The organism is Pokkaliibacter plantistimulans (assembly GCF_003194385.1).
Taxonomy (GTDB): Bacteria; Pseudomonadota; Gammaproteobacteria; order Pseudomonadales; family Balneatricaceae; genus Pokkaliibacter; species Pokkaliibacter plantistimulans.
Window position 1 is genome coordinate 1 of the sequence record NZ_LAPT01000080.1, and the last position, 25,655, is coordinate 25,655.

At 57.2% G+C, this 25,655-nt stretch carries 20 protein-coding genes; 8 read left to right on the forward strand and 12 right to left on the reverse strand.

Annotation, left to right across the window (positions count from 1 at the left end; all coding sequences use genetic code 11):
* Nucleotides 1–305: 305 nt before the first annotated feature.
* The 7 genes from WH50_RS16330 to WH50_RS16360 form a co-directional block, all read right to left on the reverse strand.
* Nucleotides 306–1,313, reverse strand: coding sequence for an aldo/keto reductase (locus WH50_RS16330; protein ID WP_243410138.1), 1,008 nt, complete (start codon nt 1,311–1,313; stop codon nt 306–308).
* A 2-nt stretch (nt 1,314–1,315) separates the two neighbouring features.
* Nucleotides 1,316–2,176, reverse strand: a complete 861-nt coding sequence (locus tag WH50_RS16335; RefSeq protein ID WP_110188271.1) for a fumarylacetoacetate hydrolase family protein — start codon at nt 2,174–2,176, stop codon at nt 1,316–1,318.
* A gap of 91 nt (nt 2,177–2,267) precedes the next feature.
* Complete coding sequence (locus WH50_RS16340) at nt 2,268–3,215, reverse strand: ABC transporter substrate-binding protein (RefSeq protein WP_110188285.1); 948 nt, start codon at nt 3,213–3,215, stop codon at nt 2,268–2,270.
* A gap of 123 nt (nt 3,216–3,338) precedes the next feature.
* Nucleotides 3,339–4,355, reverse strand: coding sequence for an ABC transporter permease (locus WH50_RS16345; RefSeq protein WP_110188272.1), 1,017 nt, complete (start codon nt 4,353–4,355; stop codon nt 3,339–3,341).
* On the reverse strand, nt 4,355–5,878 hold the full coding sequence (locus WH50_RS16350; RefSeq protein WP_243410139.1) for a sugar ABC transporter ATP-binding protein: 1,524 nt from the start codon (nt 5,876–5,878) through the stop codon (nt 4,355–4,357). Before WH50_RS16350 ends, WH50_RS16345 begins: the two co-directional genes overlap by 1 nt.
* 212 nt (nt 5,879–6,090) lie before the next feature.
* Nucleotides 6,091–6,840 (reverse strand): SDR family oxidoreductase, encoded by a 750-nt coding sequence (locus tag WH50_RS16355; RefSeq protein ID WP_110188274.1) that lies wholly within the window; start codon nt 6,838–6,840, stop codon nt 6,091–6,093.
* A gap of 193 nt (nt 6,841–7,033) precedes the next feature.
* A complete protein-coding gene (locus WH50_RS16360; protein WP_110188275.1) occupies nt 7,034–8,557 on the reverse strand; it encodes a UxaA family hydrolase in 1,524 nt (507 codons plus the stop codon).
* A gap of 139 nt (nt 8,558–8,696) precedes the next feature.
* Here WH50_RS16360 and WH50_RS16365 point away from each other — a divergent pair, with 139 nt between their 5' ends.
* From WH50_RS16365 to WH50_RS27280, 4 genes are read left to right on the forward strand one after another with little or no spacing between them, the layout of a single operon-like run.
* Nucleotides 8,697–9,398, forward strand: a complete 702-nt coding sequence (locus tag WH50_RS16365) for a GntR family transcriptional regulator (protein ID WP_243410140.1) — start codon at nt 8,697–8,699, stop codon at nt 9,396–9,398.
* Nucleotides 9,399–9,458: 60 nt separating this feature from the next.
* Nucleotides 9,459–9,890 carry an RbsD/FucU family protein gene (locus tag WH50_RS16370; protein ID WP_110188276.1) on the forward strand — a complete coding sequence of 144 codons (432 nt, stop codon included), beginning with the start codon at nt 9,459–9,461 and terminating at the stop codon, nt 9,888–9,890.
* On the forward strand, nt 9,887–10,729 hold the full coding sequence (locus WH50_RS16375; RefSeq protein ID WP_243410141.1) for an amidohydrolase family protein: 843 nt from the start codon (nt 9,887–9,889) through the stop codon (nt 10,727–10,729). Before WH50_RS16370 ends, WH50_RS16375 begins: the two co-directional genes overlap by 4 nt.
* A 55-nt stretch (nt 10,730–10,784) precedes the next feature.
* On the forward strand, nt 10,785–10,877 hold the full coding sequence (locus WH50_RS27280; protein WP_110188277.1) for a type II toxin-antitoxin system ParD family antitoxin: 93 nt from the start codon (nt 10,785–10,787) through the stop codon (nt 10,875–10,877).
* A 73-nt stretch (nt 10,878–10,950) separates the two neighbouring features.
* On the opposite strand, the gene WH50_RS16385 is transcribed toward WH50_RS27280, so the two are convergent.
* The 3 genes from WH50_RS16385 to WH50_RS16395 all read right to left on the reverse strand — a co-directional run bounded on the left by WH50_RS16385 (nt 10,951) and on the right by WH50_RS16395 (nt 13,644).
* Nucleotides 10,951–11,199 (reverse strand): hypothetical protein, encoded by a 249-nt coding sequence (locus tag WH50_RS16385; protein WP_207780348.1) that lies wholly within the window; start codon nt 11,197–11,199, stop codon nt 10,951–10,953.
* 141 nt (nt 11,200–11,340) lie between these two features.
* The gene (locus WH50_RS16390; protein WP_110188278.1) at nt 11,341–12,171 is read right to left on the reverse strand and encodes a nucleotide-binding protein; all 831 of its coding nucleotides are present in this window, start codon (nt 12,169–12,171) and stop codon (nt 11,341–11,343) included.
* A gap of 75 nt (nt 12,172–12,246) precedes the next feature.
* Nucleotides 12,247–13,644 carry a hypothetical protein gene (locus WH50_RS16395; protein ID WP_110188279.1) on the reverse strand — a complete coding sequence of 466 codons (1,398 nt, stop codon included), beginning with the start codon at nt 13,642–13,644 and terminating at the stop codon, nt 12,247–12,249.
* Nucleotides 13,645–14,154: 510 nt separating this feature from the next.
* Here WH50_RS16395 and WH50_RS16400 point away from each other — a divergent pair.
* Entirely contained in the window at nt 14,155–15,078 is a 924-nt protein-coding gene (locus WH50_RS16400; RefSeq protein WP_110188280.1) for a LysR family transcriptional regulator, read from the forward strand.
* 53 nt (nt 15,079–15,131) lie between these two features.
* Here WH50_RS16400 and WH50_RS16405 read toward each other — a convergent pair whose 3' ends face one another.
* Nucleotides 15,132–15,662 (reverse strand): SRPBCC family protein, encoded by a 531-nt coding sequence (locus tag WH50_RS16405; protein WP_207780349.1) that lies wholly within the window; start codon nt 15,660–15,662, stop codon nt 15,132–15,134.
* A 345-nt stretch (nt 15,663–16,007) separates the two neighbouring features.
* Between WH50_RS16405 and WH50_RS16410 the strand changes: the two genes are divergently transcribed.
* From WH50_RS16410 to WH50_RS16420, 3 genes are all read left to right on the forward strand, one after another.
* Nucleotides 16,008–21,149 carry an alpha-2-macroglobulin family protein gene (locus tag WH50_RS16410; RefSeq protein ID WP_165838453.1) on the forward strand — a complete coding sequence of 1,714 codons (5,142 nt, stop codon included), beginning with the start codon at nt 16,008–16,010 and terminating at the stop codon, nt 21,147–21,149.
* 184 nt (nt 21,150–21,333) lie between these two features.
* A complete protein-coding gene (gene pbpC, locus WH50_RS16415) occupies nt 21,334–23,721 on the forward strand; it encodes a penicillin-binding protein 1C (RefSeq protein WP_110188282.1) in 2,388 nt (795 codons plus the stop codon).
* Nucleotides 23,722–23,863: 142 nt separating this feature from the next.
* On the forward strand, nt 23,864–24,616 hold the full coding sequence (locus WH50_RS16420; RefSeq protein WP_133251349.1) for a hypothetical protein: 753 nt from the start codon (nt 23,864–23,866) through the stop codon (nt 24,614–24,616).
* Nucleotides 24,617–24,738: 122 nt separating this feature from the next.
* Here WH50_RS16420 and exuR read toward each other — a convergent pair whose 3' ends face one another.
* Entirely contained in the window at nt 24,739–25,536 is a 798-nt protein-coding gene (exuR, locus tag WH50_RS16425) for a transcriptional regulator ExuR (protein ID WP_243410142.1), read from the reverse strand.
* Nucleotides 25,537–25,655 lie beyond the last annotated feature (119 nt).

A 25,655-nucleotide genomic window follows, 5' to 3' on the forward strand; every position in this document is an offset into this window, starting at 1 on the left:
TAAATTGAGTGGAGCGTCGGCATCGTCACAGGTGTAGAAGCGACAGGCTTATAACCCCGGGGCGAAGGTCGTCAGGACTCATCTGACCGCCGCATACACATTCAGGAAAGGGCGATTACCGAAAGGTGATCGCCCTTTTCGCATTCTGGGGTTTGGAAAAAAAGCGTCGGGCTCGCGCGTGCTTATCCCCCTTTTCCACTCTGCCGCTAATAACATGTTCACGATCTGCTGCGCGTTGGCCACTGGTGCGCGAGATCGTGAACATGGTCTGAATGGCAGTCTGATCTGCCCGACAGAGACAACCCTCAGCCGAACGCCCGAATATGCCCCTGCTGCACCAGGGTGTCCCAGAACTCGGCGGGAATCGGCTGGTGATACCACGACAGGTTTTGCTCGATACGTTCGGCGTGAGTCATACCAACGACGACGGTTTTGACGCAGGAATAGAGCAGGGGGAACTGGATGGCGGCGGCCTGCAAGGGAATATGGAATGCCTGGCAGACTTCCTCCAACGCCCTGACCTGCTGGATGACGGCATCCGGTGTGTCGCCATAAAAGTAGTGGCCCGCACCCGCTGAACCTTTGGCCAGCACGCCAGAGTTGAACGGGGCGGCGACCACCAGCGATATTTGTCTGCTGCGACAGCGGTCGGTGAAGTGCTCGGTAATGCTGTTATTCAGCAGGGTGAAGCAGTTGGCCACCATAAAGCAGTCGAAGTCGGCATGGTCCAGTGCCTCATTGCAGACCTCCCATTCATTGACTCCAAGGCCAATGGCTTTGACCAGCCCCTGCTCGCGCAGCGCTACCATGGCTTTGTGGCCGCCCTCCATCGCCGTGGTGAAGTGAGCCTCGTGCACTGAACTGTGAGTCAGGCGGCCGATGTCGTGCATATAAAGAATATCGATCTGGCTGACGCCCATACGTTGCAGCGAGTCCTCGAAGGAGCGCATGACGCCGTCGTAGGAGTAGTCGTAGATGCGCTGAAAGGGTGCTGCCTGCATATAGCACTCGCCGTCGGCATGAGAGGTGTTGGCGATGGGGCTGAGCAGCCTGCCGACTTTGCTGGACAGCAGCAGTTGCTGGCGCGGCAGCTCATGAACAGCCAGACCAAGACGACGTTCAGACAGCCCTGAGCCATAGTGCGGAGCGGTGTCAAAATAGCGCACGCCCTGTTGCCAGGCACAATCGATGGCAGACTGCGCCTGAGCGTTACTGATGGGGCGGAACAGATTGCCGATACCTGCACCACCAAAGCCCAGTTCGCTGATAGTCAGATCACCGCGATCAAAGGTGCGTTGCCTGATGATACTCACCGTTATTCTCCCTGCCGTGTGACACGCTGCTGCTGTACGCCCAGCCCTTCGATACCCAGACGCATGACCTCGCCTCCTTTCAGGTAGCGGGGTGGTTTGAAGCCCAGCCCGACGCCGGGCGGTGTGCCGGTGGAAATGATGTCGCCGGGCTGCAGGCTCATAAAGCGGCTGCAGTAGGCAATCAGCTCGGGCACTTTGAACACCATGGTGCTGGTATTGCCGTTCTGATGGCGTTCACCGTCTACCTCCAGCCAGATGCTGAGGTTGTTGAAGTCACCGACTTCATCGGCTGTCACCAGCCAGGGGCCAATCGGGCCGAAGGTGTCGCAGCCTTTGCCCTTGTCCCAGGTGCCCGCACGCTCAAGCTGATATTCCCGCTCGGAAATATCATTGATCACACAAAATCCGGCGACGTGGTTCATGGCATCCGCCGCCTCGATATAGCTGCCACCGCTGCCGATGACCACGCCCAGCTCCACTTCCCAGTCGGTCTTTTCTGACCCTCTCGGGATCAGCACATCATCATCCGGGCCGACGATGGCGGAGGTCCACTTGCCGAAAATCACCGGCTCCGGTGGTACCGGCATGCCTGATTCCTGAGCATGGTCGGCATAGTTGAGGCCGATGCAGATAAATTTGCCGACCTGAGTCACGCAGGGGCCAAGACGCAGATCCTGCTGTGGTGTGCCACTGACGACGGGCAACTGGCTGATATCCAGTTGTTGCAGCCGGGCCAGACTGTCGGCAGTGAGGGCCTGCCCGGCCAGATCAGGGATGATGGCCGACAGGTCGCGTACCTGACCCTGCTCATCCAGCAGGCCGGGCTTTTCCTGACCGATAGGGCCATAGCGCAGTAGTTTCATATCACTTCCTTTGTCTGTCGCCGGTGAAAGCGTAAACGGGAAAGGGGGGAGCAGGGCCAGCTCAGATCACACTGAGCTGGCGACCAGTAGCTTATTGATAGAGCACGGCGGCGATTTTCGGATCGTCGATGTTGCTCTTGTCGTAATAGTAGAAGCCGGTATCGATAACCTTGGGCAGTTGCTTGCCCTGCGTGGCTTCGACGGCAGCCTTGACGGTTTCATAGCCGATACCCACCGGGTTCTGGGTAATGGCACCGGCTTCGATACCGCTGCGGATGGCGTCGGTCTGGGCCTTGCCGGAGTCAAAGCCGATCACCACCAGATTCTTGGCGTTCATTTCGTTGACGGCATTCACCACACCGATGGCAGAGCCTTCATTGGTGCCAAAGATACCTTTCAGATCAGGGTTGGCCGTGAGGATTGCCTTGGCCACTTCGGTGGATTTGAGCTGATCGCCCTGACCGTACTGCACGGTGACGACTTCAATATCGGGATGCGCTTCCTTCATGCGGTTGAGGAAGCCGTCGCGACGATCAATACCGGTACGGCTGGTCTGATCATGGGCAACCACCGCGACCTGGCCCTTGTTGCCGATCAGCTCCGCCATCTTGTCGGCGGCCCGTGCGGCGGCGGCAAGGTTATCGGTCGCGGCAGTAGTCACCGGAATATCGCTATCGACGCCACTGTCAAAGGCCACCACCGGAATGCCTGCCTCCTTGGCCTGACGCAGCAGCGGGATGGCGGCCTGACTGTCGAGGGCGGCAAAGCCAATGGCGGCAGGCTTGTTGGCCAGCGCGGCCGACAGCATGTCGATCTGCCGGTCGACCATCGCCTCGCTGTCGGGGCCTTCAAAGGTGATGCGGACGTTGAATTCCTTGGCCGCCTGATCTGCACCGGCTTTTACCGCCTGCCAGAACTGGTGCTGGAAGCCTTTGGAGATGATGGGGATATACATCTGCTCAGCGGCAAAGGCGGAGGGCAGGGCGGCGGTCAATGCCAGGGCGCCGAGGGTGCCCAGTAAAGTGCGACGTGACAACATGTTCATTACTCCGTTGCTGTTGTTATTTTGCGAGTGTTGCGCTGTTGTGATGCCCGGTTGGGCGGTGAGGCTCTGAAGCGGATCGCGATCTGCTGCCTGCTCCGAAGCCCTGAGTTATCGCGGTTAACTTTTCTTCCTGCGGGCCATGTCGGCATAGACCGCCAGAATGATGATGGCGCCGGTCACCACTGTCTGCCATTCCTGCGCGACCGACAGCACCCGCAGGCCATTGGTCAGGACAGCCATGATCAGGGCGCCAATCAGGGTGCCGAGAATGGTGCCCTTACCACCGGAAAGGGAGGTACCGCCGATCACCACCGCGGCAATGGCTTCCAGCTCGTAGCCCATGCCGAGTGCAGGCTGGGCAGAATTCAGGCGGGAGGCGATCAGAATCCCGGCAATGCCACAGATACCACCGGCCAGGGCATAGACCGCAATCTTCCAGCGATCAGTGTTGACGCCGGACAGCCTGACCGCCTCTTCGTTGGAGCCGAGAGCAAAGGTATAGCGGCCGAGCACGGTGCGACGCAGTACATACGAAGCAGCGAGGGCGACCAGAAACAGGATCAGCACGCCGTTGGGGATGGGCAGGGCGGGCAGCAGGTCACCGATCAGTGAGCCGCGTGAGATCTGGTCAAAACCCGGGGTGTTGTTGAAGTAGATTGGCCGGGTGCCGGAAATCACCAGCGACAACCCCTTGAGAATCAGCATCATGCCCAGCGTGGCGATAAAGGGGGGGATTTTCATCTTGGCGATAAAGCTACCGGAGCAGAAACCACAGAACACCCCTGCGGCGATGGCGGCGGCAATGCCCAGCGGCAGCGGCATACCGGCAAAGGTCAGCACCACCCCGGCGATCACCGCAGTAAAGGTCATCAGAGTGCCGACGGACAGATCGATCCCGCCGGTAATGATCACCAGTGTCGCCGCCACCGCCAGTACGCCGTTGACGGAGGTGGCCTGCAGGATGGCGATGATGTTGGAGGTCTGCATAAAGTGGGGTGATGCCACGGAGAACACCACCAGCAGAATGATCAGGCTGGTAAAGGCCAGCAGCCGCTGATGGGTGCCACTGCTGAGCAGGCGGCCCAGCAGCCCGGGCGTTGCCGTCCCTTTGGAGTTGTGCACGGTCGTTGTCATTATTGTTCTCCTGCCTGATGCATAACGGTTTCACGCTGGGTCGCCAGCGCCATGATCTGTTCCTGAGTGGTGGCCGCTCCGCCCGGCAGCACGCCGGTCAGGCGACCTTCACACATCACCGCAATGCGGTGGCTCAGGCGCATGACCTCGGGCAGCTCCGAGGAAATGACGATGACCGCCCGCCCCTGAGCGGCGAGTGCCTCCAGCAGGGTGTAGATTTCGGCTTTGGCACCGACGTCGATGCCGCGGGTTGGCTCATCGAAAATCAGCACATCGCAGTCACGCAGCAGCCACTTGGCTATCACCACTTTCTGCTGGTTGCCGCCTGACAGCAGTGCAACCTGCTGCTCATCAGACGGAGTGCGGATGCCCAGTTGCTGGATATAGTTCTGGGCGGTGTGCTGCATGCCGTGCTCATCGAGCGTGCCAAGGCGGCTGGCAAACTTGTCGATGCTGGTCATGGCAATATTGGCGCGCACATCCATGCCGGTGGCGAGGCCAAAACGCTTACGGTCTTCCGACAGATAACCGATACCGGCCCGTACCGCATCGTGCGGCGAGCGAATCTGACAGGGCTGGCCGTGGACTCTGATCTCTCCGGCTTCCAACGGGTCGGCGCCGAAGATGGCGCGGGCCACCTCGGTACGGCCTGCGCCCATCAAACCGGCAAAGCCCAGAATCTCGCCCTTGCGCACACTGAAGCTGACATCGCGGATTTCCCGTCCGCGTTGCAGACCCTGAACTTCAAGCACCACCTCGGTCGGTTGCTGCGCCGGAATACTCGCCACCTGCTGCCTGACCTCACGGCCCACCATCATGGCGATGATCTGGCTCAGGGGCGTATCCGCCGCCTGCACCGTGGCGACGTACTCGCCGTCACGCATGACCGTGACGCGGTCGGCAATCTGTTTGATCTCATCCATCTTGTGGCTGATATAGACAATGCCGACGCCCTCGGCGCGCAGCTGGCGGATGATGGTGAACAGCTCACGCACCTCGGCATCGTTCAGGGCGGCGGTGGGCTCATCCATGATCAGAATGCGTGAGCGGAACGACAGCGCCTTGGCTATCTCGATCATCTGTTGCTTGGCGATGGTCAGCTCACCGACGATGGCTTCAGGGTCGAGCTGCAGGTTCATGCGGGCAAAGATATCCGCCGTCTGGCGGTTGAGCTGGGCATCGTCCAGACGGCCAAAGGAGCGCCGTGGTTCGCGGCCGATAAAGACGTTCTGGGCCACGGTCAGGTCATTCATCAGGCTGAGTTCCTGATGAATGATGCCGATGCCCTGTGCCTGTGCTGCACGCGGGCCCAGCAGCTGCACCGCTTCGCCGCGCAGGCGGAATTCGCCGCCATCAGGCTGATAGATACCTGACAGCACTTTCATCAGTGTGGATTTACCGGCACCGTTTTCGCCCATCAGGGCGTGGACTTCACCTTCATGCAGATCGAAGTGAATGCCTTTGAGGGCATGCACTCCGGGGAAGCGTTTCTCGATGCCTTTCATTTCGACAAGTAAGGTCACCTGGTTACCCCCAGCGCCAATCGAATGGCGTGTTACTGATCGCGGTGTTCAGCAACGCAGATAGATTTCTAGCATGCTGTTGAAAAACGTTATCGAGGCAGCCGAGACAAGGAAAACACAGGCGAAAAAGCGGAGTTTAGTGAACTAAATGAGCATTTTTAGCCTGTTTTTGACGCGGTATTCGGCAACGCAGATAGATTTTCAACGACCTGTCAGATGGTGACCCCACCATCGACCAGCATAGCCTGCCCGCTGACGAAGCGGCTTTCATCACTCAGCAGATACACTACCAGCGGCGTGATGTCGTCGACCTGAGCCAGGCGCCCCATCGGCTGACGGGCGATGAAATCCTTCTCGGCCTGCAGCGGATCAGCGGCCGCGGCAATGCGACCACGCAGCGAGGGGGTATCCACGGTGCCCGGGCACAGGGCATTACAGCGAATGCCCTGCTTCACAAAGTCGGCGGCGATGGCTTTGGTCAGGCCGATAACGGCGGCCTTGGTGGCACCGTAGGCGGTGCGTACCGGGAAGCCTTTGATGGAGGAGGCCATCGACGCCATGTTGAGAATAGCCGCGGAGCCCTGACGCTGTGCCTGACGCAACAGGCCGGGCAGCAGTGCCCGGCTCATGCGCACCATGGAGGTGACATTGAGATCAAGGCTGAATTGCCAGTCTTCATCCGACAGCTCCAGCAGCGAACCGTGATGCACGAATCCGGCGCAATTGAACAGCCCGTCCAGATCCGGCAGCGTGGCCGCCAGCGCAGTGATGGCCGCCGGGTCGGTGACATTGAGGGTATGCACGCTGATGCGTGGTGACTGCCCGGCCAGACTGGCCAGGGTATCGCTGTTGATATCCGTGGCGATCACGGTAGCGCCTTCGCGGGCGCAGGCCAGAGCGCTGGCCCGGCCGATGCCCTGTCCCGCAGCCGTGATCAGAATGGTTTTACCTTCAAGCCGCATGTCATCTACTCCCGACTTATTGTTATGGGTGAGCCTTACTGCAGTGCTGTGAAATGGTGCTTTACTGTGAAACGTTGCTTTGTTGTGAAACGTTGCTTTGTTGTGAAAGGTGGCTTTGCAATGCGCTGAGCGGTGAAACGTGCCCGGCGGGCAGAGGCCACAGACACTGAGCCGCTGCCCGCCGGATGGCCCGTCACATCACCGCGCCAATCTGCCAGGGCACGAATTCGGCCCCGCCAAAGCCCAGCTCTTCGCTCTTGGTCTGCTCGCCGGAGGCAACCCGGATCAACAGTTCAAACAGCTCGTGCCCCTTGGCTTCAATACTGACGCCCTGATTGATGATGTCGCCGCAGTTCAGGTCCATGTCATCAGCCATGCGCTGATACATCTCGCTGTTGGTGGCCATCTTGATACAGGGGCTGGGTTTGAAGCCGGATACTGAGCCACGGCCAGTGGTAAAAATGATCAGATTGGCACCGGAGGCGACCTGACCGGTGACGGAACAGGGATCGAAGCCGGGGCTGTCCATAAAGACAAAGCCGTGTTTGTCGATTTTCTCGCCGAACAGGTAGACATCGGTCAGCGGTGCGCTGCCGCTCTTGGCTACCGCGCCGAGGGATTTTTCCAGAATGGTGGTCAGGCCACCGCGTTTGTTGCCGGGGCTGGGGTTGTTGTCCAGCTCGCCGCCGTTGCGGGCACAGTAGTCTTCCCACCAGTGCACCCGGGCAATCAGCTTTTCACCGACTTCGCGGGAGATGGCACGGCGGGTCAGTAGATGTTCAGCGCCGTAGATTTCCGAGGTTTCCGAGAGAATGGTGGTGCCGCCATGGCGGACCAGCAGATCGGACGCATAGCCCAGCGCCGGATTGGCGGTGATACCGGAATAGCCATCGGAACCGCCACACTGCATGCCAACGGTAATTTCTGACACCGGGATGGGCTCGCGCCGGGCACGATTGGCCAGCTCGGCGATGCCTTTCAGCTCCTCAAGGCCACGCTCTATGGTCTTGCGGGTGCCGCCTTCCGCCTGAATCGTCATATAACGCAGAGCGCCATCGGCACGGATGGGCTGGCCGCCCACCAGACTGTCAATCTGCATCACCTCGCAGCCCAGCCCGACCAGCAGGATACCGCCGAAGTTGGGGTGCTGAGCGTAGCCTGCCAGGGTGCGAAACAGCGTCTGGTAGCCTTCGTCCTTGCCGGACATGCCGCAGCCGGTGCTGTGGACAATCGGGACGATGCCATCGACGTGAGGGTAGTCATTGAGCAGGCCGGACTTTTCCGCCGCTTCGGCAATAAAGCGGGCCACCGAGCCTGCGCAGTTCACCGAGGTCAGAATCCCCAGATAGTTACGGGTGCCGGCCCGACCATCCGCCCGGCGATAGCCCTGAAAGGTGCGCTGTTCGGTCGCCACTGGCAGCGCTTCGCAGGCGCTGGCGAAACCATAATCGTGAGAGTGTTCACTCATGCCGAGGTTATGGACGTGGACATGGGCGCCAGCCGGGATATCCTGCCTGGCCTGACCGATGATCTGGCCGTAGCGAATCACATTGGTGCCTGCCGGTATGGGGCGGGCGGCAATCTTGTGGCCACGGACGATGTAGTCGGAGGTCACAGCGGCAATATCGGATAACGGCTGCCCTTCGGGAATATCGGCAAGCGCAACGACGATATTGTCATGAGGGTGCAGACGAATGGTGAGAGGGTGGTCGCTCATCCGGTGTCTCCAAGGTGATTTTATAATTGTTGTTCGCTGGAATATGGTGCAAGCTAGCACCTGATGAATTAGTCGTCAACTAACATGTTAGTTGGCATCTGCTGCGGTAAGGTAGCAGGTAATGTGTGAGTGAAAGGCTATGAGTGAAGACATCAAGATGCTGACGGATATCGAAAGCCTCAGCGGCTCTCTGGCGCAGCGGGTGTATCAGTCGCTGCGCGAGGCCATTCTGGCCATGGTCTATCCCCCCGGTTCGGTACTGAAAAAAAATGTCATCTGTGAACAGCTGGGGGTGTCGCGTTCGCCGGTAGCTGAGGCCATTGCCCGGCTGGCAGCCGAAGGTCTGGTGGATGTGATTCCGCAGTCGGCGACGCGGGTGTCATGTTTTTCCATGGAAGAAATCCGCGAGGCCAGCTTCCTGCGTGAAGCGCTGGAGTGCGCGGCGGTGGAAACCGTAGCGATGCAGCGCAGTGATGAGCAGCTGGCCAAGCTGACGCGCAATGTTCGGCTGCAGGAAATGCTGGTGGAAGACCGTGACTACGCCGAGTTCTACAAGGCCGATGAAGAGTTTCACGGCCTGATCATGGAGTTCACCGGCTTTCCCGGTGTGTCGTCAGTGGCGGCGACGGTGTCACTGCAACTGAAGCGTGTGCGCATGCTGCTGCTACCGGAAGAAGGTCGCCCGGCGGAAACCATCAAGGAGCATCGTGCCATTCTCGATGCCATCCGTGATCAGGATCCGGCGGCCGCGCAGGCCGCGATGAAAGCCCACCTGCGCATGCTGATTCCACGCCTGCTGCCGCTGGAGAAGGAACACGCCGAGTATTTTCGCTCGCGCTGAGCAGGCCGCCCCATCACTGCCATAACCATTGCCACAATAAGAACAAGAGGTCGCTAACCTATGCTTCGCAATATTCCTGCGCTGCTTTCCCCTGAGCTGCTGTATGCCCTGCGCGCCATGGGCCACGGTGATGACATCGTTATCGCTGACGCCAACTTCCCCGCCCACCGCAATGGCCGGCAGGTGATTCGCCTTGACGGCGTGTCGGCCACCGATGTGCTGGCGGCGGTTCTGCAGCTGATGCCGCTGGATACCTTTGTCAGCGAGCCCGCTCTGACCATGCAGGTCGTCGGCGACGGCGCTGCCGTGCCGGAAGTGGTGGGGGAGTTCCAGCGCATCGTCAATGAAGTGGCCGATCATCCTGCGCGCCTTGGCAGCCTAGAGCGTTTTGCCTTCTATCAGCAGGCGCGGGAAGCCTTCGTGATTGTGCAGACCGGCGAGCAGCGCCTGTACGGCAACATCATTCTGAAAAAGGGAGTGATCAAGCCATGAAGGGCAGGGCTATCCGAGTCGATGCTCATCAGCATTTCTGGCAGATCGAACGCGGCGACTATGGCTGGCTGAGCCCCGAGCTGGGTGTGCTCTACCGTGATTATCTACCTGAGGATTTGCTGCTACTGCTGGCACAGCAGCAGATTGACGCCACCATTCTGGTGCAGGCCGCACCGACGCTGGCGGAAACCGAGTACCTGCTGACGCTGGCTGAACAGTATGAGCAGGTTGCAGGCGTGGTTGGCTGGGTGGATTTTGCCAGCCCCGAGGCGGTGGCTGATATCCAACGGCTGGCCCGCCATCCCAAGCTGCTGGGCTTGCGGCCGATGCTGCAGGACATTGCAGATACCGACTGGATGCTGGGTGCCGCGCTGCATCCGGCTTATGAGGCGCTGATCGAGGCGGATCTGGTGTTTGATGCACTGGTGACACCACGGCATCTGCCCGGCCTGTTGCAGCTGCTGCAGCGTTATCCCGCCATGCGGGTGGTGATTGACCATGCTGCCAAACCGCAGATACGCGATGCGGCCTTTCAGCCGTGGGCAGAACAGATGGCACTGTTGGCATCGGAGACTCAGGCTTACTGTAAGCTCTCTGGCTTGGTCACCGAAGCCTCGGCGCAATGGACAGTGAGTGACCTGCAACCCTATGTGAATGTGCTACTCAATACCTTCGGCAGTGAGCGCCTGCTTTGGGGCAGTGACTGGCCGGTCTGCCTGCTGGCGGCTGACTATGCGCAATGGCGGCAAGCCAGCGAGCAACTGCTGGCAGGGGTGGAAAACACCGACGGTATATTTGGACTGAATGCTGTGCGAGTGTATGGGGTGGGCGGTGGTTAGGTGCTGCTGCTGACCCTTGATATAGGGTCAGCAGCTTCAATGCCATCGTCAGGTTATGACAAAGACCACCAGTATCACACTGGGTGACCACTTTGATGATTATGTCGTCAGTCAGAGTCGAAACGGTCGTTATGGTTTAGCCTGTTAAGCTATGTTTGACGTGAGCTGGGATACCCAAATACAGCCTTTGGACAGCTTTCTAGACGGAAGTGTTACAGCGACTACGGATGCCAGCTTTCACTGACTACAGTAGCCCCTGTGGAGTCTGTTTGATGTACGCTTATGGTCCGACGAAACCCTCTGACGGCCATGTGATCAGTAACTTTAACAGAGCCACAGGTCGTGCCATCGGCACGAACCACTGAGTAATACTCTACATCTTCCTCTTGCATGAAGCCTTGGCTGACGTGGCGCCCAAATTTCAATGATTCGCCTTCCTTTAAGACAACTTTACTTTCCCACTCTTCCATTTTTTGTCCTTCGTACAGGCTGGTGGTCGAAATCAAAGAGCTCTAACCCCCAGCTGTGAGCTGATAAAGCTTGGCTAAAATTGTGTGGCGAAGCGGGACCGAGCCAAGCTTTAGTAGTCCCGCAGAAGTTATGTGTTAGCACTAAAAAGGTACATCGCTTTTGAAGGGCTGCTGAACTTCGGGAGTTTTGGTATGAAGTACATCTTCATTTTGTAATAGAATATCAATTCCCATTTCAGTAATAGAGTAAACGTAGAAGTCATAACCATCATTTTCGTCTGTCTCTATAGTTTTGCTCACATATCCCATTCGTTCTAGTTTTATTAGTGATACTTGTAAAGATGAATCACTCACACCACGAAAATTATTTGAAATTTTATAAAATGGTAGACCTGTAGGTTCAGTGGTGTGACTTTGTAGGCAGGCTGCTAGATATTTGTAGTCTTGCTCTTTGAGTTCATAGTTTGTTGGATTGGCAATTATCTTTTTAGATTCGGAAAGATTTTCGTGATTTATTAGACCTAGTCTTGCAACTTCTGACTTTATTAATGTGCATGCTCGATTGGTTGCCGAAACCCAATCCCCATCGGAGCGATTTGCATCATAGTCTGCTGGGGTTACACCCAATAAATCAGTAGGTAGATGCATCTCTATATCTCGCGGTTTTAATATGAATGAACGAGATTTTCCAATTGCGCCTACAAATAAGCCCATTTCAAATATCACATTATCTCTAACTACATGTTCACTCCTACTACGGATTGTTGATATGTCATCAGGAGCAAAAATAAATAAAGCAAAATCTACAAAAGAGGATTTTTCTACAAGATCATCAATTGTTGACGAAGAAAGCTTAAATGTGCCATTTTTCCATAAAGTGACTTCAATCTCATAATCCAAATTTACATTTACAGCTTCGGCAATAGCTAGGCTCTCGATAGATGAGGCTACAAATAGTCTTGGTTTTCTCATTTTTTCTCTCTATGCTCTATTGAGTGCTAATGTTCCTGTAATAGATACAAGCTTTCAAATGTTCTTTATTCTAACCTAGAACGGAAAATCATCATCGTCCTCTTTAGACTCTTCTGGTTCGATGTAATGATCTTCAATCATTTGTTCCTTAAGAGAGCTATAGGAAATTTTTTTCTCATTAAGTTTTCGCCAAAAACCAACCCAAAGAGCTTTGTGGTTAAGTGGAGCCGATTTCGTCTCGGTATAAAGGCGCGAATAAAATTCTCCTATCGCGCCCGCATTTAAAATCTGATTTATCCCATATAGCCCTGTGTTCTCCATGGAACCAGTGAAAATTCGCTGTAAATCACTATCAATGAAATTTTTACTTATTGGGAGGAGTAGGCTGTTACCCCTATATTCAGCTGAGTCAAAACTTTGAGCCTTCGAAAATACTTCAATTGATTTATCTTTAAGGAAATCGGCTGGGTATGCAGCAATAATTTTTTCTTGCTTAGCACTGTCTAATTTATCTATTTTTTCTATTAGATTTGACCTGATGTCCGAGTTTACCTCTGCAAGCATTGTGACCTGATATTTTGATATTTCCTCGTGATTCATCGAGTTAATGAGCCCTTCAATTCTTACTCGTTCAGCATGGCCAACCTTAGACCATAGCTCATTGCGCAAACGTAAAAATAGAAATATTCTCTTTAACATCGTGTCATTTGCTTCTGACAGCATTGTCCCCAATTTTGTTGAAACTACCTCATCGTAGATTACTGGATAAAGTCTATAAATTACGCTAAGTGATGCGGATAGTTTATTTAATAAGGAAGGCGAGAGACCCGTATTGTCACGGAATAATCTTTTTAAAATTATGATGGATAAATTTCTTACCACGCTGTCTTTAACTCTGCCTAAGTTGTTCTCGGAAGATAAGAGGCTGTAGGCTTTTTCTTCATTTTCTGGAAAAGATGCTTCGCTGATTAAGTCGTACAGTCTTTGAACAATAATCTTTCCCCTAACAGGAGAATGGACTAGTAAGTAATTAGCTGCCTGTACAATATAAGATAAGGCAAGTTCAGCTGGTGGTGAAAATTGGCTTCCATCATCTGAAAACGTTGGGTGCGCACATACATTTCTATCGTCTTTTAATCTTTCAAGGTGGGACTTTTCTATGGTTGAAATGAGTTGAAGCTCGTCACAAGCAAAATTTAGTATTTCCCTTTCAAAACTCAGCATAGCAGCTGCATCGTTAGGTTGAATCTTGTCAAGCTGATTTTCTATTTTCTTGGCGGCAAGATCCCCGCTTAAACTTAACTCTCTAATTTTCTCAATAATATCCACGCATACAGCAATCCAAGTTGTAATAAGTGACGCTCTATAGGCACCAGTCCTATAAGCTGCTATAGACTCATTGATATAGTTCTTTGCATGTGCGTTGCGAATTTTTTGTATTAGTTCATCTAGATTGGTTAGATGTAGTTTCAACTTTCCTCTCCCCGGATGCGATCTATTAATGAGTGCAGAATGATTTCCTCATGAGGTCTTTGAATTCATAGGAATTATTAAAATGATATAACTTTGAGAAAGCCTTTATCTTAAAAGTAGTATGTAAGATTTCGTTTTTATTGGAAATGAATTAGCTAGCAAAAAATCGAATATTTGAAAAGTATTTAATTAATTTCAGAAAATATAAAAGGTATACCTTATTCAAAATTTTTCAAGGAAGAAGTGCTAAACATGTTGACGCCTACTTTTCTCATATCTGTCCGGATCGACATGATGCTACATCGATACAGTAAGCGAACCCTTGATGTCTATCGGTACTGGGTAAAATTTATTACCCAATTCCGCAATAAGCAAAATCTCTGTTTAACGTAGAACTGTTGATCTGTTCTGGCTACGCACCGCGCATCCTGAGCCGAGCACCGGCTGTGGTGGCAATCGGCAGAGTTGCCTCCATATAAGCTGCGACCGGTATTGCTTCGAGAGGGAACCATGAAAGAGATCAAAGGGCTGGATCTGAACCTGCTCAAAGCGCTGGATGCGCTGCTTGATGAGTGCAACGTGACACGCGCCGCCACGCGGCTGGGTATTACGCAGCCTGCTATGAGTGGCATGTTGACGCGGCTGCGGGACTATTTCGGTGACCCTTTGTTTGTGCGTGCCCAGCGCGGTATTGTGCCGACCCCGCGTGCGCTGGAGCTGGCCGCGCCGTTAAAGCAGGTTATCAGTGATATTGGCGTGCTGATCCAGCCACTGCATTTTGAGCCCTCGACCTCACAGCTGGCCTTTACGCTGGCCGCGACAGACTATGCCCTCAGCACCATTGCCGTATCCTTTCTGTCTGCACTCAAACGCCATGCGCCGCAGATCAGAATTGCGCTGGTGCCGGTTGATGACCAGCAGGTGCAAGCCCAGCTGGAGCGCGGTGATATTGATCTGGCGCTGATTACGCCGGAGACGGCGCCGCCAGATTTACACTGCCGCACGCTGTTTGATGAGCACTATGTTTGTGTGCTGCGTGCCGGGCATCCGGTCATGCAGCAGGGTACGCCGCTGACTGTGGACCAGTTCTGTGCACTGGATCATGCACTGGTGTCGTACAGCGGCGGGAGCTTCCGTGGTGTCACGGATGAGGCATTGCAGGCGCTTGGCAAGCAGCGTCAAGTCACGCTGTCGGTGAAAAGCTTTCTGGTCTTGCCCGATATTCTGCGTGCCAGCGATATGATCGCCATTCTGCCGAGTCGGCTGGTGCAGGGGGCAGAGGGGCTGGCGGTGTTCCCGCCACCGCTGGAGGTGCCGGGCTTTACCAAGATTGCGGTATGGCATGAGCGCAGACATCGGGATTCTGCCCATCGCTGGTTGCGGGAGTTGCTGTTCCGGCAGTACGACGGCTCCAAAGGCGCGGTGGAAGAGTAATGTCAGCAGCAAGTACAAGGCCATCGACATCATCATGTCGATGGCCCCAGTCATTATTGTGCCTGAGCCTTGCGGGCACGGGCGGCACTCACCAGACCGTCCAGCCAGTCCTGATGACCATTGATCATCGGGTTGGGTTTAGCGGCATGTAACTCTGTCGCAGGTTTACCTTTCTGCGTTTCCTGCGTCAGGATGCGCACTCGACCGCCTTCCAGATCTTCCACCAGCCAGGCATGGTGCACATCCAGCCGGGATTCGCTGCCTTCTTCACCTGCCCAGCCGTGCCAGGCAACCCGTCCGGGCTGGTCTGCCGCGGGAGCAACGAACTCATTGCACTGCGCTTCCACCGGAAAGCCGAAGGTCTCGAAGTAGAAGCGGTCATTACAGGCGAGCACCGGGCCCTGCTCATCATAAAAGCGCACATTGGCTGAGTTGGTGTAATAGCCGGGCCACTCCGAGGGGGTCGCGAGCAGGGGCCAGATGTCTGCGGCACTCAGGCCCGCGACAATCACTTCATTGGAAACGTAGTTTTCGGTATAGCCGGGCACATAGCCCTCAGGCCAGATGATGGCATTCATTTTCATGGTGTGTGTTCCGTAACAGGGTGAAGGGGGCTGGCTGACCCATGGCCGTTGCGGTGCATGGGGCAGCGTTACCGGACAAGGCACAGGCTTGTCGGAATGGCGCTATGGTGAAGAGGGGTGAGTAATAAATCTAATCCTGTAATTTTATTTTAATCATCACGTATCGTTATATCTGAGCGCAGGCGACAGCGGGCAGCAGGTCTCAGGACTGTCAGGAAGGCGGGCAGGTCGTGATGCAGAACATCACCAGAAATTAACCTACTGTTACGTTTGGATGCATAGTAAGATGCGCTGGCCTTAAAGTTGGCTATGCTTACCACAGGACGTGATACAGGACCCCTCCTCATGGCAGCCCGTGCTTATTCCCTCGTATTCCTGCTCTTTCTGACGACCTGGCTCAGTGGTTGTAACGACCAAGATGACGCTGCCAAAGCCGCCTCTGATGTGGCACAGAGTCAAACCACCAGCCAGACTGCAACGACTGCTTCACCGGCTCCGGCCGCTGCCGAGGCCTCGGCGAATCCCACCGATACTGCCGCTTCCACCGCTTCTACCCCGACTTCAGCAGAGGTGCCTGCAGATCAGGTGCAGCCTGCCGTGGCAGAAGGGGACGCTGAGCAGGGCAAGGCGCTGCAACAGCCAGTGCTCGACATGGTGGCGGTGAAAAAGAAATACGCCGATGTGCCGTTCAAGGTGCTGGATATTGGTCAGGGCAGCTACAAGGGCAGTCTGGCAGCTTCGGTCATCCTCTCGGCTCCGGCTGATCTGACGCAGGATCTGAGCAAATGGCTGACTCTCAGCCGCGCCGACGGCAAGGCCGTGGACGGTGGCTGGATTGCCGACGACAGCGGCACCCGCCTGTACTTCCCTTATCTGGAGCCGGAAACCCAGTATCACATCCGCGTCAATGAAGGGCTGCCCTCGGCACTGGGCGCCAGTCTGAAAATCACTGACCGGGTGGTGGCGTCCCAGCAGGCGGATATCACTACACCGTCACTGCAGAAAAGCCTGAGCTTTGCCAGTCAGGGTAACTTCCTAGCCCATCGCCTGACCAAAGGGCTGCCGATTACGGCGGTGAATGTCAGCGATGTGGAAGTCGATTTCTATCGCCTTGAAGACAATGACCTGCCCTGGTTCCTGTCGTCCTATGGCAACAGCAACCGCCTCTACGGCTGGGATGCAGAAAGCGTTCTGAAGCGCACGCCGCGGGTGTATTCCGGTCGTTACGACCTGCAGCTTCCTGCCAATACCCGTGGCACCCGTTATATCCCCATCAGCAATGTGCCTGCCCTGCAGAGCAATGGCGTCTATCTGGCGATTCTGCGCGAGGTCGGTTTCTACGGTGAAAAGTTCACCTCGACCTGGTTTGCGGTCACGGACCTGGGCGTGCATGTGCGCCTGTACGACAAGACCATGACGGTCAGTGTGGCCTCACTGGCCAGTGCCGACCCGGTTGCCGGGGTACAGCTGCAGATGCTGGACGGCGATGGCAACACGCTGTGGTCGGGGGAAGCGGATAAAGACGGTATCGCCAGTGTGCCTGCCACCGAGCTGAAATCCGGCAAGGCGCGTCTGCTGCTGGCACACAAGGATGGCGACACCACGCTGGTCAAGCTCTATGGCCCGGCACTGGACCTGTCAGAGTTTGATATTCAGGGACGGCCACAGCAGGCGCAGTCGCTGTTCCTTTACAGCCCCCGTGATCTGTATCGACCCGGTGAAACGGTGCCGATCAGTGCGTTGCTGCGTGATGGTGACGGCAAAGCGGTGCCCGGCGTGGTACTGCAAAGCGAGCTGCGCCAGCCTGATGGTCGTGTGGTGCGCACTGAACGCCTGCAGCCGGGCGTGCTCAACTATTACGAAGCCAGTTTCGCCATCGCCAAAGATGCGCCCACCGGTGACTGGAGTGTCAGCGTGACCCTGCCGGATCATTCCCGACAGGATTACACCTTCAAGGTCGAAGACTTCCTGCCTGAGCGCATGACGCTGGCGATGGAAGGCCCGCAGCAGATTCTGGCCCATGAGTCATTCAACCTGCAGCTGGACGGGCGTTATCTGTATGGCGCCCCCGCCAACGGAAACCGGGTGCAGACCCAGCTGGTGGCCAAACGTTCAGCCCATCCCTTCGCTAACCTGCAGGACTTCTACTTCGGTGACGTCAACGATACCTCCTTTGAGCGGCGCGAAGATCTGGATGATGTACTGCTGGATGATCAGGGCAAGGGGACTCTGGAACTGAGTTCATTCTGGGACCGCCTTGGCAGCCCGCTGCAACTGCGCCTGTACGAAAGCCTGCTGGATAGCGGTGGCCGCCCCGTGACCCGCCGCTTTATCAGCGAAGTGCTGCCCGCACCGCAACTGGTGGGGATTCGCCCACAGTTCAGGGACGATGAGACTGACAGTGACAGCGATGCCCACTTTGAGCTGGTGCTGACCGACGGCGAGAAAAAACTGGCCGCCAGTGGTCTGACTGCCACGCTGATCCGGGAGGAGCGTAACTATCACTGGACCTATTCCGAAGCGGATGGCTGGAGCAGTGACTACACCGTGCGTCAGTATCCGGTGACCAGTCAGACCATCAGCGTTGAGGCAGACAAGACCGCTACCCTGGCCATGCCGGTGGAGTGGGGTTACTACCGGCTGGAAGTCACCAACCCGGCGACCAAACTGGTCAGCAGCTATCGCTTCCTCGCTGGCTGGATGCAGGATGACAACGCGCTGGCCGGACGCCCTGACCGTATTGGTCTGGCACTGGACAAGAAAGCCTACAAGGTCGGTGACACCATCAAACTGAAAGTGCAGCCGCCGGCACCGGGCAAAGGCTTCGTCACGGTGGAGAGTGACAAACAGCTGTATCGTCAGGCGGTCAGCGTGCCTGCCGAAGGTGCCGTGGTGGAGATTCCGGTCGATGCGGCCTGGGATGGTCATCATGATCTGTATATCAATATGACGCTGGTACAGCCGGGCAGTGAGCGGGTAGAAAAACTGCCACGGCGGATGATGGGTATTCAGTACCTGCCGCTGGACCGCGAAGAGCGCCATCTGCAGGTCAGCCTGCAGGCCCCGGAAAAAGCACTGCCGGAAACCACCGTCACAGTTCCGGTGACCCTCACCCGCTCCGGCAGTCTGCCGAAAACCGCACGGGTGACGCTGGCAGCGGTGGATATGGGCGTGCTCAATATCAGTGACTTCAAAACGCCCGACCCCTTTGGCTGGTTCTTTGCCCAGCGTCGCTATGCCATCGACAGCCGCGACAGCTACGGTGATCTGATTGAAGGCGAGGACGGCGACTTTGCCAAACTGCAGTTTGGTGGCGATGGTGATCTGAATCGCGGGGGCAGTGAGCCGCCGTCCGATGTGCAGATTGTGTCGCTGTTCTCCGGGCTGGTGGATGTGGATGCCGAAGGTAAGGCGCAGGTGCCACTGACCCTGCCAGACTTCAACGGGCGTGTACGTCTGATGGCCGTGGCCTTCGGTGACGATGCCTACGGTTCTGCTGAGCAGGAAATGCAGGTGGCGGCGCCGCTGGTCACCCAGCTGACCAAGCCGCGCTTCCTGGCTTCCGGGGATCAGGCGGAGATCGTGCTTGATCTGCATAACCTCAGTGGAGTCACACAAAAGGCCAGTATCGATGTCAGTACCGAGAGCGGGCTGAGCTTCACCGACCAGCCTGATCCGCTGCACTGGCAGAAGCAGGTTGAGCTGGCCGTCAATCAGAAGCTGTCACTGCACATCCCGGTGACGGCGGGGCAGGAGTTTGGCCAGATACCAATTCGTGCTGCGATCAGTGGTCTGCATGATCTGCCCGAGGGGGCCAGGGATCACTTTGTCCGCGAAACCTCTCTGCGCGTGCGTCCGGCCTGGGCGCCCAGCCGCCTGAGCTGGCAACAGGTGATTCATCCGGGGCAGGCCTTCCAGCTGCCGCAAAGTGCTGCGGTGGCACTGATTCCTTCCAGTATCAAGGGGTCTCTGAGCCTGTCATCGCTGCCGCCGCTGAACGTCAGCGAGTATCTGCAGGCGCTGAAGGCCTATCCCTATGGTTGTCTGGAGCAGACCACCAGCGGCGTGTTCCCGCAGCTCTATATCAATGATGACCTGCTGGCACGCATGGGGATCGCCGGTGATGACGCCCGGACGCGCAAGCAGGCACTGGAAATGGCCATTCAGCGCTTGTTTGGCATGCAGCAGTCCAGCGGTGGTTTTGGCCTGTGGAACAGTGACAGCCCGGAAGAATACTGGCTGACGGTGTATGTCACCGACTTCCTGATGCGGGCGCGCGAAGCGGGCTTCGCCATTCCGGCCAAGAACCTGCAGGATGCCCTCAGTCGTCTCAATGACTATGTGCGCAGCCCCGATATGATCAACAGCTACTATATGGACGAGCAGGAGCGCAGCCGCTTTGCGGTGCAGGCTTACGCCGGGCAGGTGCTGGCCCGTACCGGACAGGCGCCGCTGTCTGAGCTGCGTAACCTGTACGATAACCAGCGTCAGAACGCCGCCCCGTTACCCTTGCTGCAACTGGGGCTGGCGCTGGCCAAGAGCGGTGATGCACCCCGCAGCCAGCAAGCTATCAGGCAGGCACTGGCCGATTTTGCCAAACAGCCCAAGGAGAGCCGTGGGTATGCCTATTATGCCGACTACGGCAGCCCCATTCGTGACCGGGCACTGGCACTGTACTGGCTGGTGGAAGCAGGGCAGCCTGCCGAGCAGTGGCAGCCGCTGCTGTTTGATCTCTCCAGCCGCCTGAAGCAGCGTGAGTGGTTCAGCACTCAGGAAAGCAACGCCCTGTTTCTGGCCGGTAGTGCGGTGATGCGTAGCGAGGGCAAGGCCATGAGTCTGATGCTCAGCCACGGTGACAGCAGCGAATCGCTGGATCAGACCAGTGTGCAGATGCCTGCTGATGCTGAACTGGTGGGGCAGGGTATGGAAGTGCTGAATCAGGGCAGTGCGGATGCCTATCTCAATCTCACCCTGCTGGGTTACGAGCAGCACCTGCCCAAGGCCATCAACAAGGGCTTGCAGGTGCAGCGCAGCCTGTTCAGTGCGGACGGGGTGCCGCTGCAACAGGCGGGCGGCGCTGACAATGGCACCATTACCCTGAAAACCGGCGATATGGTGCTGGTACGTCTTGATGTGCAAAGTGATGAGTCGGCCCATCACGTTATGGTGGTGGACCTGCTGCCCGCAGGACTGGAGCTGGAGAACCAGAATCTGGCTACCTCCGTTGCTCTGGCTGATGTCATGGTGGAGGGCAGTAAAATCTCCGAGGTCATGCAGTATCAGGACATTCGCCATCAGGAATATCGTGATGACCGCTACGTGGCTGCGGTGGAGATGAGTTCCCGCCGTGCCCAGCTGTACTATCTGGCGCGAGCGGTGTCTCCCGGCACCTATACCCTGGCGCCGACCTATGCCGAGGCCATGTATGACCCGCAGGTGCGTCATCAGGGCGGCAGGCAGCCACAGCTGGTGGTCAAAGGGCGCTGAGTGGCGGGAGCGTGTTCACGATCTGCCGAGACCGGTGGGAGCGTAAACACGCTACCGAAATACTTTCTGCACTGCTCACTATCGACGTGACTATCGACGTGGCCGGGGAAGGTTCATGCCTGACCGGTCACTGTTCTTATCTGCTGCTTCTGCGATGTATGACGTCTGACTGGCCTGTACCCGAATGAACATAAAGAGCGTAGCCACCCAGTACTGGCGAAGCCATGCGCGAGGTCTGCGTGTGGTGGCTGTTGTCCTGCTGGCGCTGCTGGTGTTGCTGGCGCTGGCCGGTTGGGCGGATCGTCGCTATCCGTTGCCTGCCGCTCCGCACTTCAGCACGGTCGTGCTGGACCGTCAGGGCGAACCCCTGCGCGCCTTTGCCGATGAGCAGGGGATCTGGCGTTACCCGGTCACGCTGGATGAGGTGTCGCCGGAATACCTGCAATTACTGATTAATTACGAAGACCGCTGGTTCTACTGGCACCCCGGTATCAACCCTGTCGCCATTGTGCGGGCCTTCTGGCAGAACGTCAGCAACGGGGAAATTGTCTCCGGTGGGTCGACCCTGACCATGCAGGTAGCGCGCCTGCTGGAGCCGGAGCAGCAGCTGACCGGCCAGCGTACCTATCTGCTCAAGTTGCGGCAGATTGCTCGTGCCCTGCAGCTGGAATGGCATTACAGCAAAGCGCAGATTCTGACGCTGTATCTCAACCTCGCCCCCTTTGGCGGCCCGCTGTCTGGCGTGCAGGCGGCCAGTTTCAGCTATTTTGGCAAACCGGTGCGCCAGCTCAGTGATGCCGAAGCCGCGCTGCTGGCGGTACTACCGCAACGGCCCAGTGCCCTGCGGCCTGATCGCTATCCGCAGCGGGCGCATCAGGCACGCGACAAGGTGCTGCAGCGTATGGCCGAGCTGGGAGTGTGGCCAGCGGCGCGGGTGGCGGATGCGCTGATCGAACCGGTCAGCGTGCTGCGCCAGCGTTCACCGATGCTGGCGCCGCTGCTGGCGCGTCGTCTGCACGATAGCTGTGCCGATTGCCAGCGCATTCAGTCCACTCTTAAGGTCACGGTGCAGCGGCAGGTAGAGCAGGCCGTGCAGCGCTATCTGGCCCATCTGCCCCCGGCGCAGTCGGTGGCGGCACTGGTGGTGGATAACAGCGATATGTCGGTGCTAGCCTATGTTGGCTCTGCTGACTTTCTTTCAGAAGCGCGTGCCGGTCATGTCGACATGGTGCAGGCAGTGCGCTCACCGGGCTCGACTCTCAAGCCTTTTCTCTACGGCATGGCGCTGGATCAGGGGCTGATCCATTCGGCGTCGCTGCTGATCGATGCGCCTCGCTTTGACCGGGCTTACCGGCCACACAATTTCAGCGGTGGTTTCAACGGCCCGGTCAGCGCCAGTGAGGCACTGCAGCGTTCACTCAATATTCCCGCCGTACAGTTACTTGACCATATCGGTGCCGGGCGCTTTGCCTCGCAGCTGCAGCATGGCGGGCTGCAACTGTTCGGGCCGGGGGCGCGCCAACCCAATGAATCACTGATTCTGGGGGGAATTGGAGTACGGCTGGAGCAGCTGGTCGGCAGTTATGCGGCGCTGGCACGCGGCGGCAAGGCCGCTCTGCCGCGCCTCACGTTGCAGCAACCTCTGCAGGAGCGTTACCTGCTCAGTCCGGGTGCGGCGTGGATTGTCTGGCGTATGCTGGCGCACAGCCCTTATCAGGTGATTCAGCGACTGACCGGCGACAGCTGGAATCTGGCCTGGAAGACCGGCACCAGCTATGGCTTTCGCGATGCCTGGGCCGTGGGGGTGACGCAGGGGCTGACCATCGGTGTGTGGGTGGGCAGGCCCGATGGCAGCCCCAGCCCCGGCGAGCAGGGCAGCACGGCGGCTGCGCCACTGCTGTTCAGCCTTTACAGCTCACTGGCATCGGCACAGGGGCGGCAGGCACTGCTACCGCCTGCCAGTGTCAGTCAGGCCGAAATATGCTGGCCCCTTGGCACCCTTGCATCGGCCAGCGAAAACCAGCATGGAAACTGCATGCGTAAAATGTCGGCATGGTTGCTCGATGGCACCGTGCCACCGACGCTGGCCGAAGGGGATGAAATCCAGCTGGCCTCACTGCTGGAGCGGGTATGGCTGCAACCTGACACCGGCCTGCGGGCGGAGCCAGCCTGTGCCGGTGGTGAGCACCTGCAGGAGCAGCAGGTCGCATTGTGGCCGATGGCGCTGGAGCCCTGGTTGCCCCGTGACTGGCGTCGCAGCCGCCGGTTGCCGGGCGTGGCTGAGGAGTGTGGGCTGCTGGGTGCCGAGCAGCTGCCACTGCAAATCACTACGCTGCCTGACGGGGCTGAAATTCAGCAGCCGGGCAGGGCGCGTGCGCCGATTCCGGTCAATCTGCATGCCGATGGTGGCAGTGGCGAGCGGGCCTGGTATCTCAATGGTGCCTTTATTGGCCGGAGTTCTGCTGTGGGGGTGTTGCCTTACAGCTTTAATCAGCCCGGGCCGTATCAGTTAAGTGTGACTGATCAGCAGGGCAATACCGACATGATCAATCTGGTCGTGAAAATGAAATAGATCCCATCATCACTGATGAAGTGGGCCTTGCTGAAGTAGGCACTGATGAAGTCGTCCCTGATGAAACATGCCTGTTTCAAGGGTTGTGCAGTGCTTCGCTGGGGTGGGATAAGGAAGAGGATAGTATCCAGGGATGTCTAGTGTGTTTACTTACCTTCGTGGTCATCGGCAGAGCCATCCATCCACTCCCCGCGTGTCAGCTATGCGCCATGGAGTAAGACTGCGCCTGACCGTGATACCGCTGGCGCTGATACTGGCAGGGTGTGCCGGGCGCAACATGCCGCCACAGAGCTATATTGGCCGCTACCATATCGAAGACCCCAGAGCGGATGCGTACCGCGTATGCTCGGTGGTCAACTGTGACGAGAACAGCCGTCTGAAGCTGAGTGCCGCGGAGCGCCAGCAGCTGCACGCGGTGTTTGAGCCTGCGGCGAGCGATGCGGTACAGGAGCGTCAGCAGGTGGGACAGGCTGTGGCGCTGCTGGAGCGTATCAACGGGGCGAAGAACAATACCGCCGGGGATGAGGCGCGCAATCACGGCACCTTTGCCGGTTCTCCGCAGCTTGACTGCATTGCTGAAACCATCAACACCACGGTGGCCCTGTTGCTGATGCAGCGCGAAGGGCTGCTGCATTTCCATCACACCGGCTATCCCGGTCATCGTGGACCGCTGCAGCTGCTCGGCCCGCACAATACCGCGGTGATGGTGGAAAACGAGAGCGGTCAGGAATACGCAGTAGACTCCTGGTTTTTTGCCAACGGTGTTGAACCGGTGATTGTGCCGCTGGCAGAGTGGCGTGCAGGCTATGACCCGGACAAGGACCCTGACAGGCTCAAGGGGTCTGCCGCGGCAGAAGCAAACTCAGCGCAGACGGCGATAACGCCCGCGAACTGAGGGTAGCTGAAGTTAGAAACGCCAAGTCCATAGAAGCTACAAATCCATAGAAACGATAAGGCCGGAACAGCTAACACTGTTCCGGCCTTATCGTTTTAGCTCATGGTAAGTAAGCCGCCCGGTTATTCCATGGATTTGACCGGGTTCTCGGCAAACAAGAAGCGGTCGTCCTGCATGTCATCGTTGATTTCTGACGCCTGAAACAACATCTGCTTGGTGTTTTCCAGATGCTGCCACATGGCCCGTTTGGCCCCCTGAGGGTCCTTGCGAATCAGCGCCTTGAGAATCTGCTCGTGGTCTTCACACCAGCTGTCGATGGAGCTGGCATCGATGTGTTCATGCAGCTTGCGCCAGTAGGGGTTCTGTTCCCGCTGGTGCCAGAGTTTCTCTACCAGCGTCACCAGTACCGAGTTCTGGGTTGCCTGAGCGACCTGGATATGAAAGCGCTTGTCCCACTCGGAATCACGGTAGCGGTCTTCCTGTCTGGCCTGCTCCTGAATGGCCATCAGCTGCACGATATCGCTTTTGGTGACCTGGCTGGCAGCAAACTCGGCAATGTTGCTTTCCAGCAGCTGTCTGGCCTGCAACATCTCGAACGGGCCGGCGGACAGGGTCATGAACTCGTTGTCGTGGCCTGCATCGGTCGGGGTCTTGATCTGCTGGGAAATAACGTGGATGCCCGAGCCCTTGCGGACCTCAACCAGACCTTCCACTTCCAGCATGATGATGCCTTCACGGACCACGGTGCGGCTGACGTTCATGTCTTCAGCGATATAGCGCTCAGCGGGCAGCTTATCGCCGATGGCGTAACGTCCGGCGGCGATCTGTTTCTTCAGCTCGGCAGCTACGTGCTGGTAAAGCCGTTTCGGCTCGTCACTGTCCATGTCTTTCAAGGTCTCTTTCAGCGTCTCTTTCAACATAGTGCTCGTGCAACCCTTCGGAGTAAGGGGTAATGGCAACCGCAGTCATCGCTGTTGCCGGTGGCTGAAACCATCTTCGCCCCGGCAACGGGCTCCTGGCAGGTTGTTGAAAATCTATC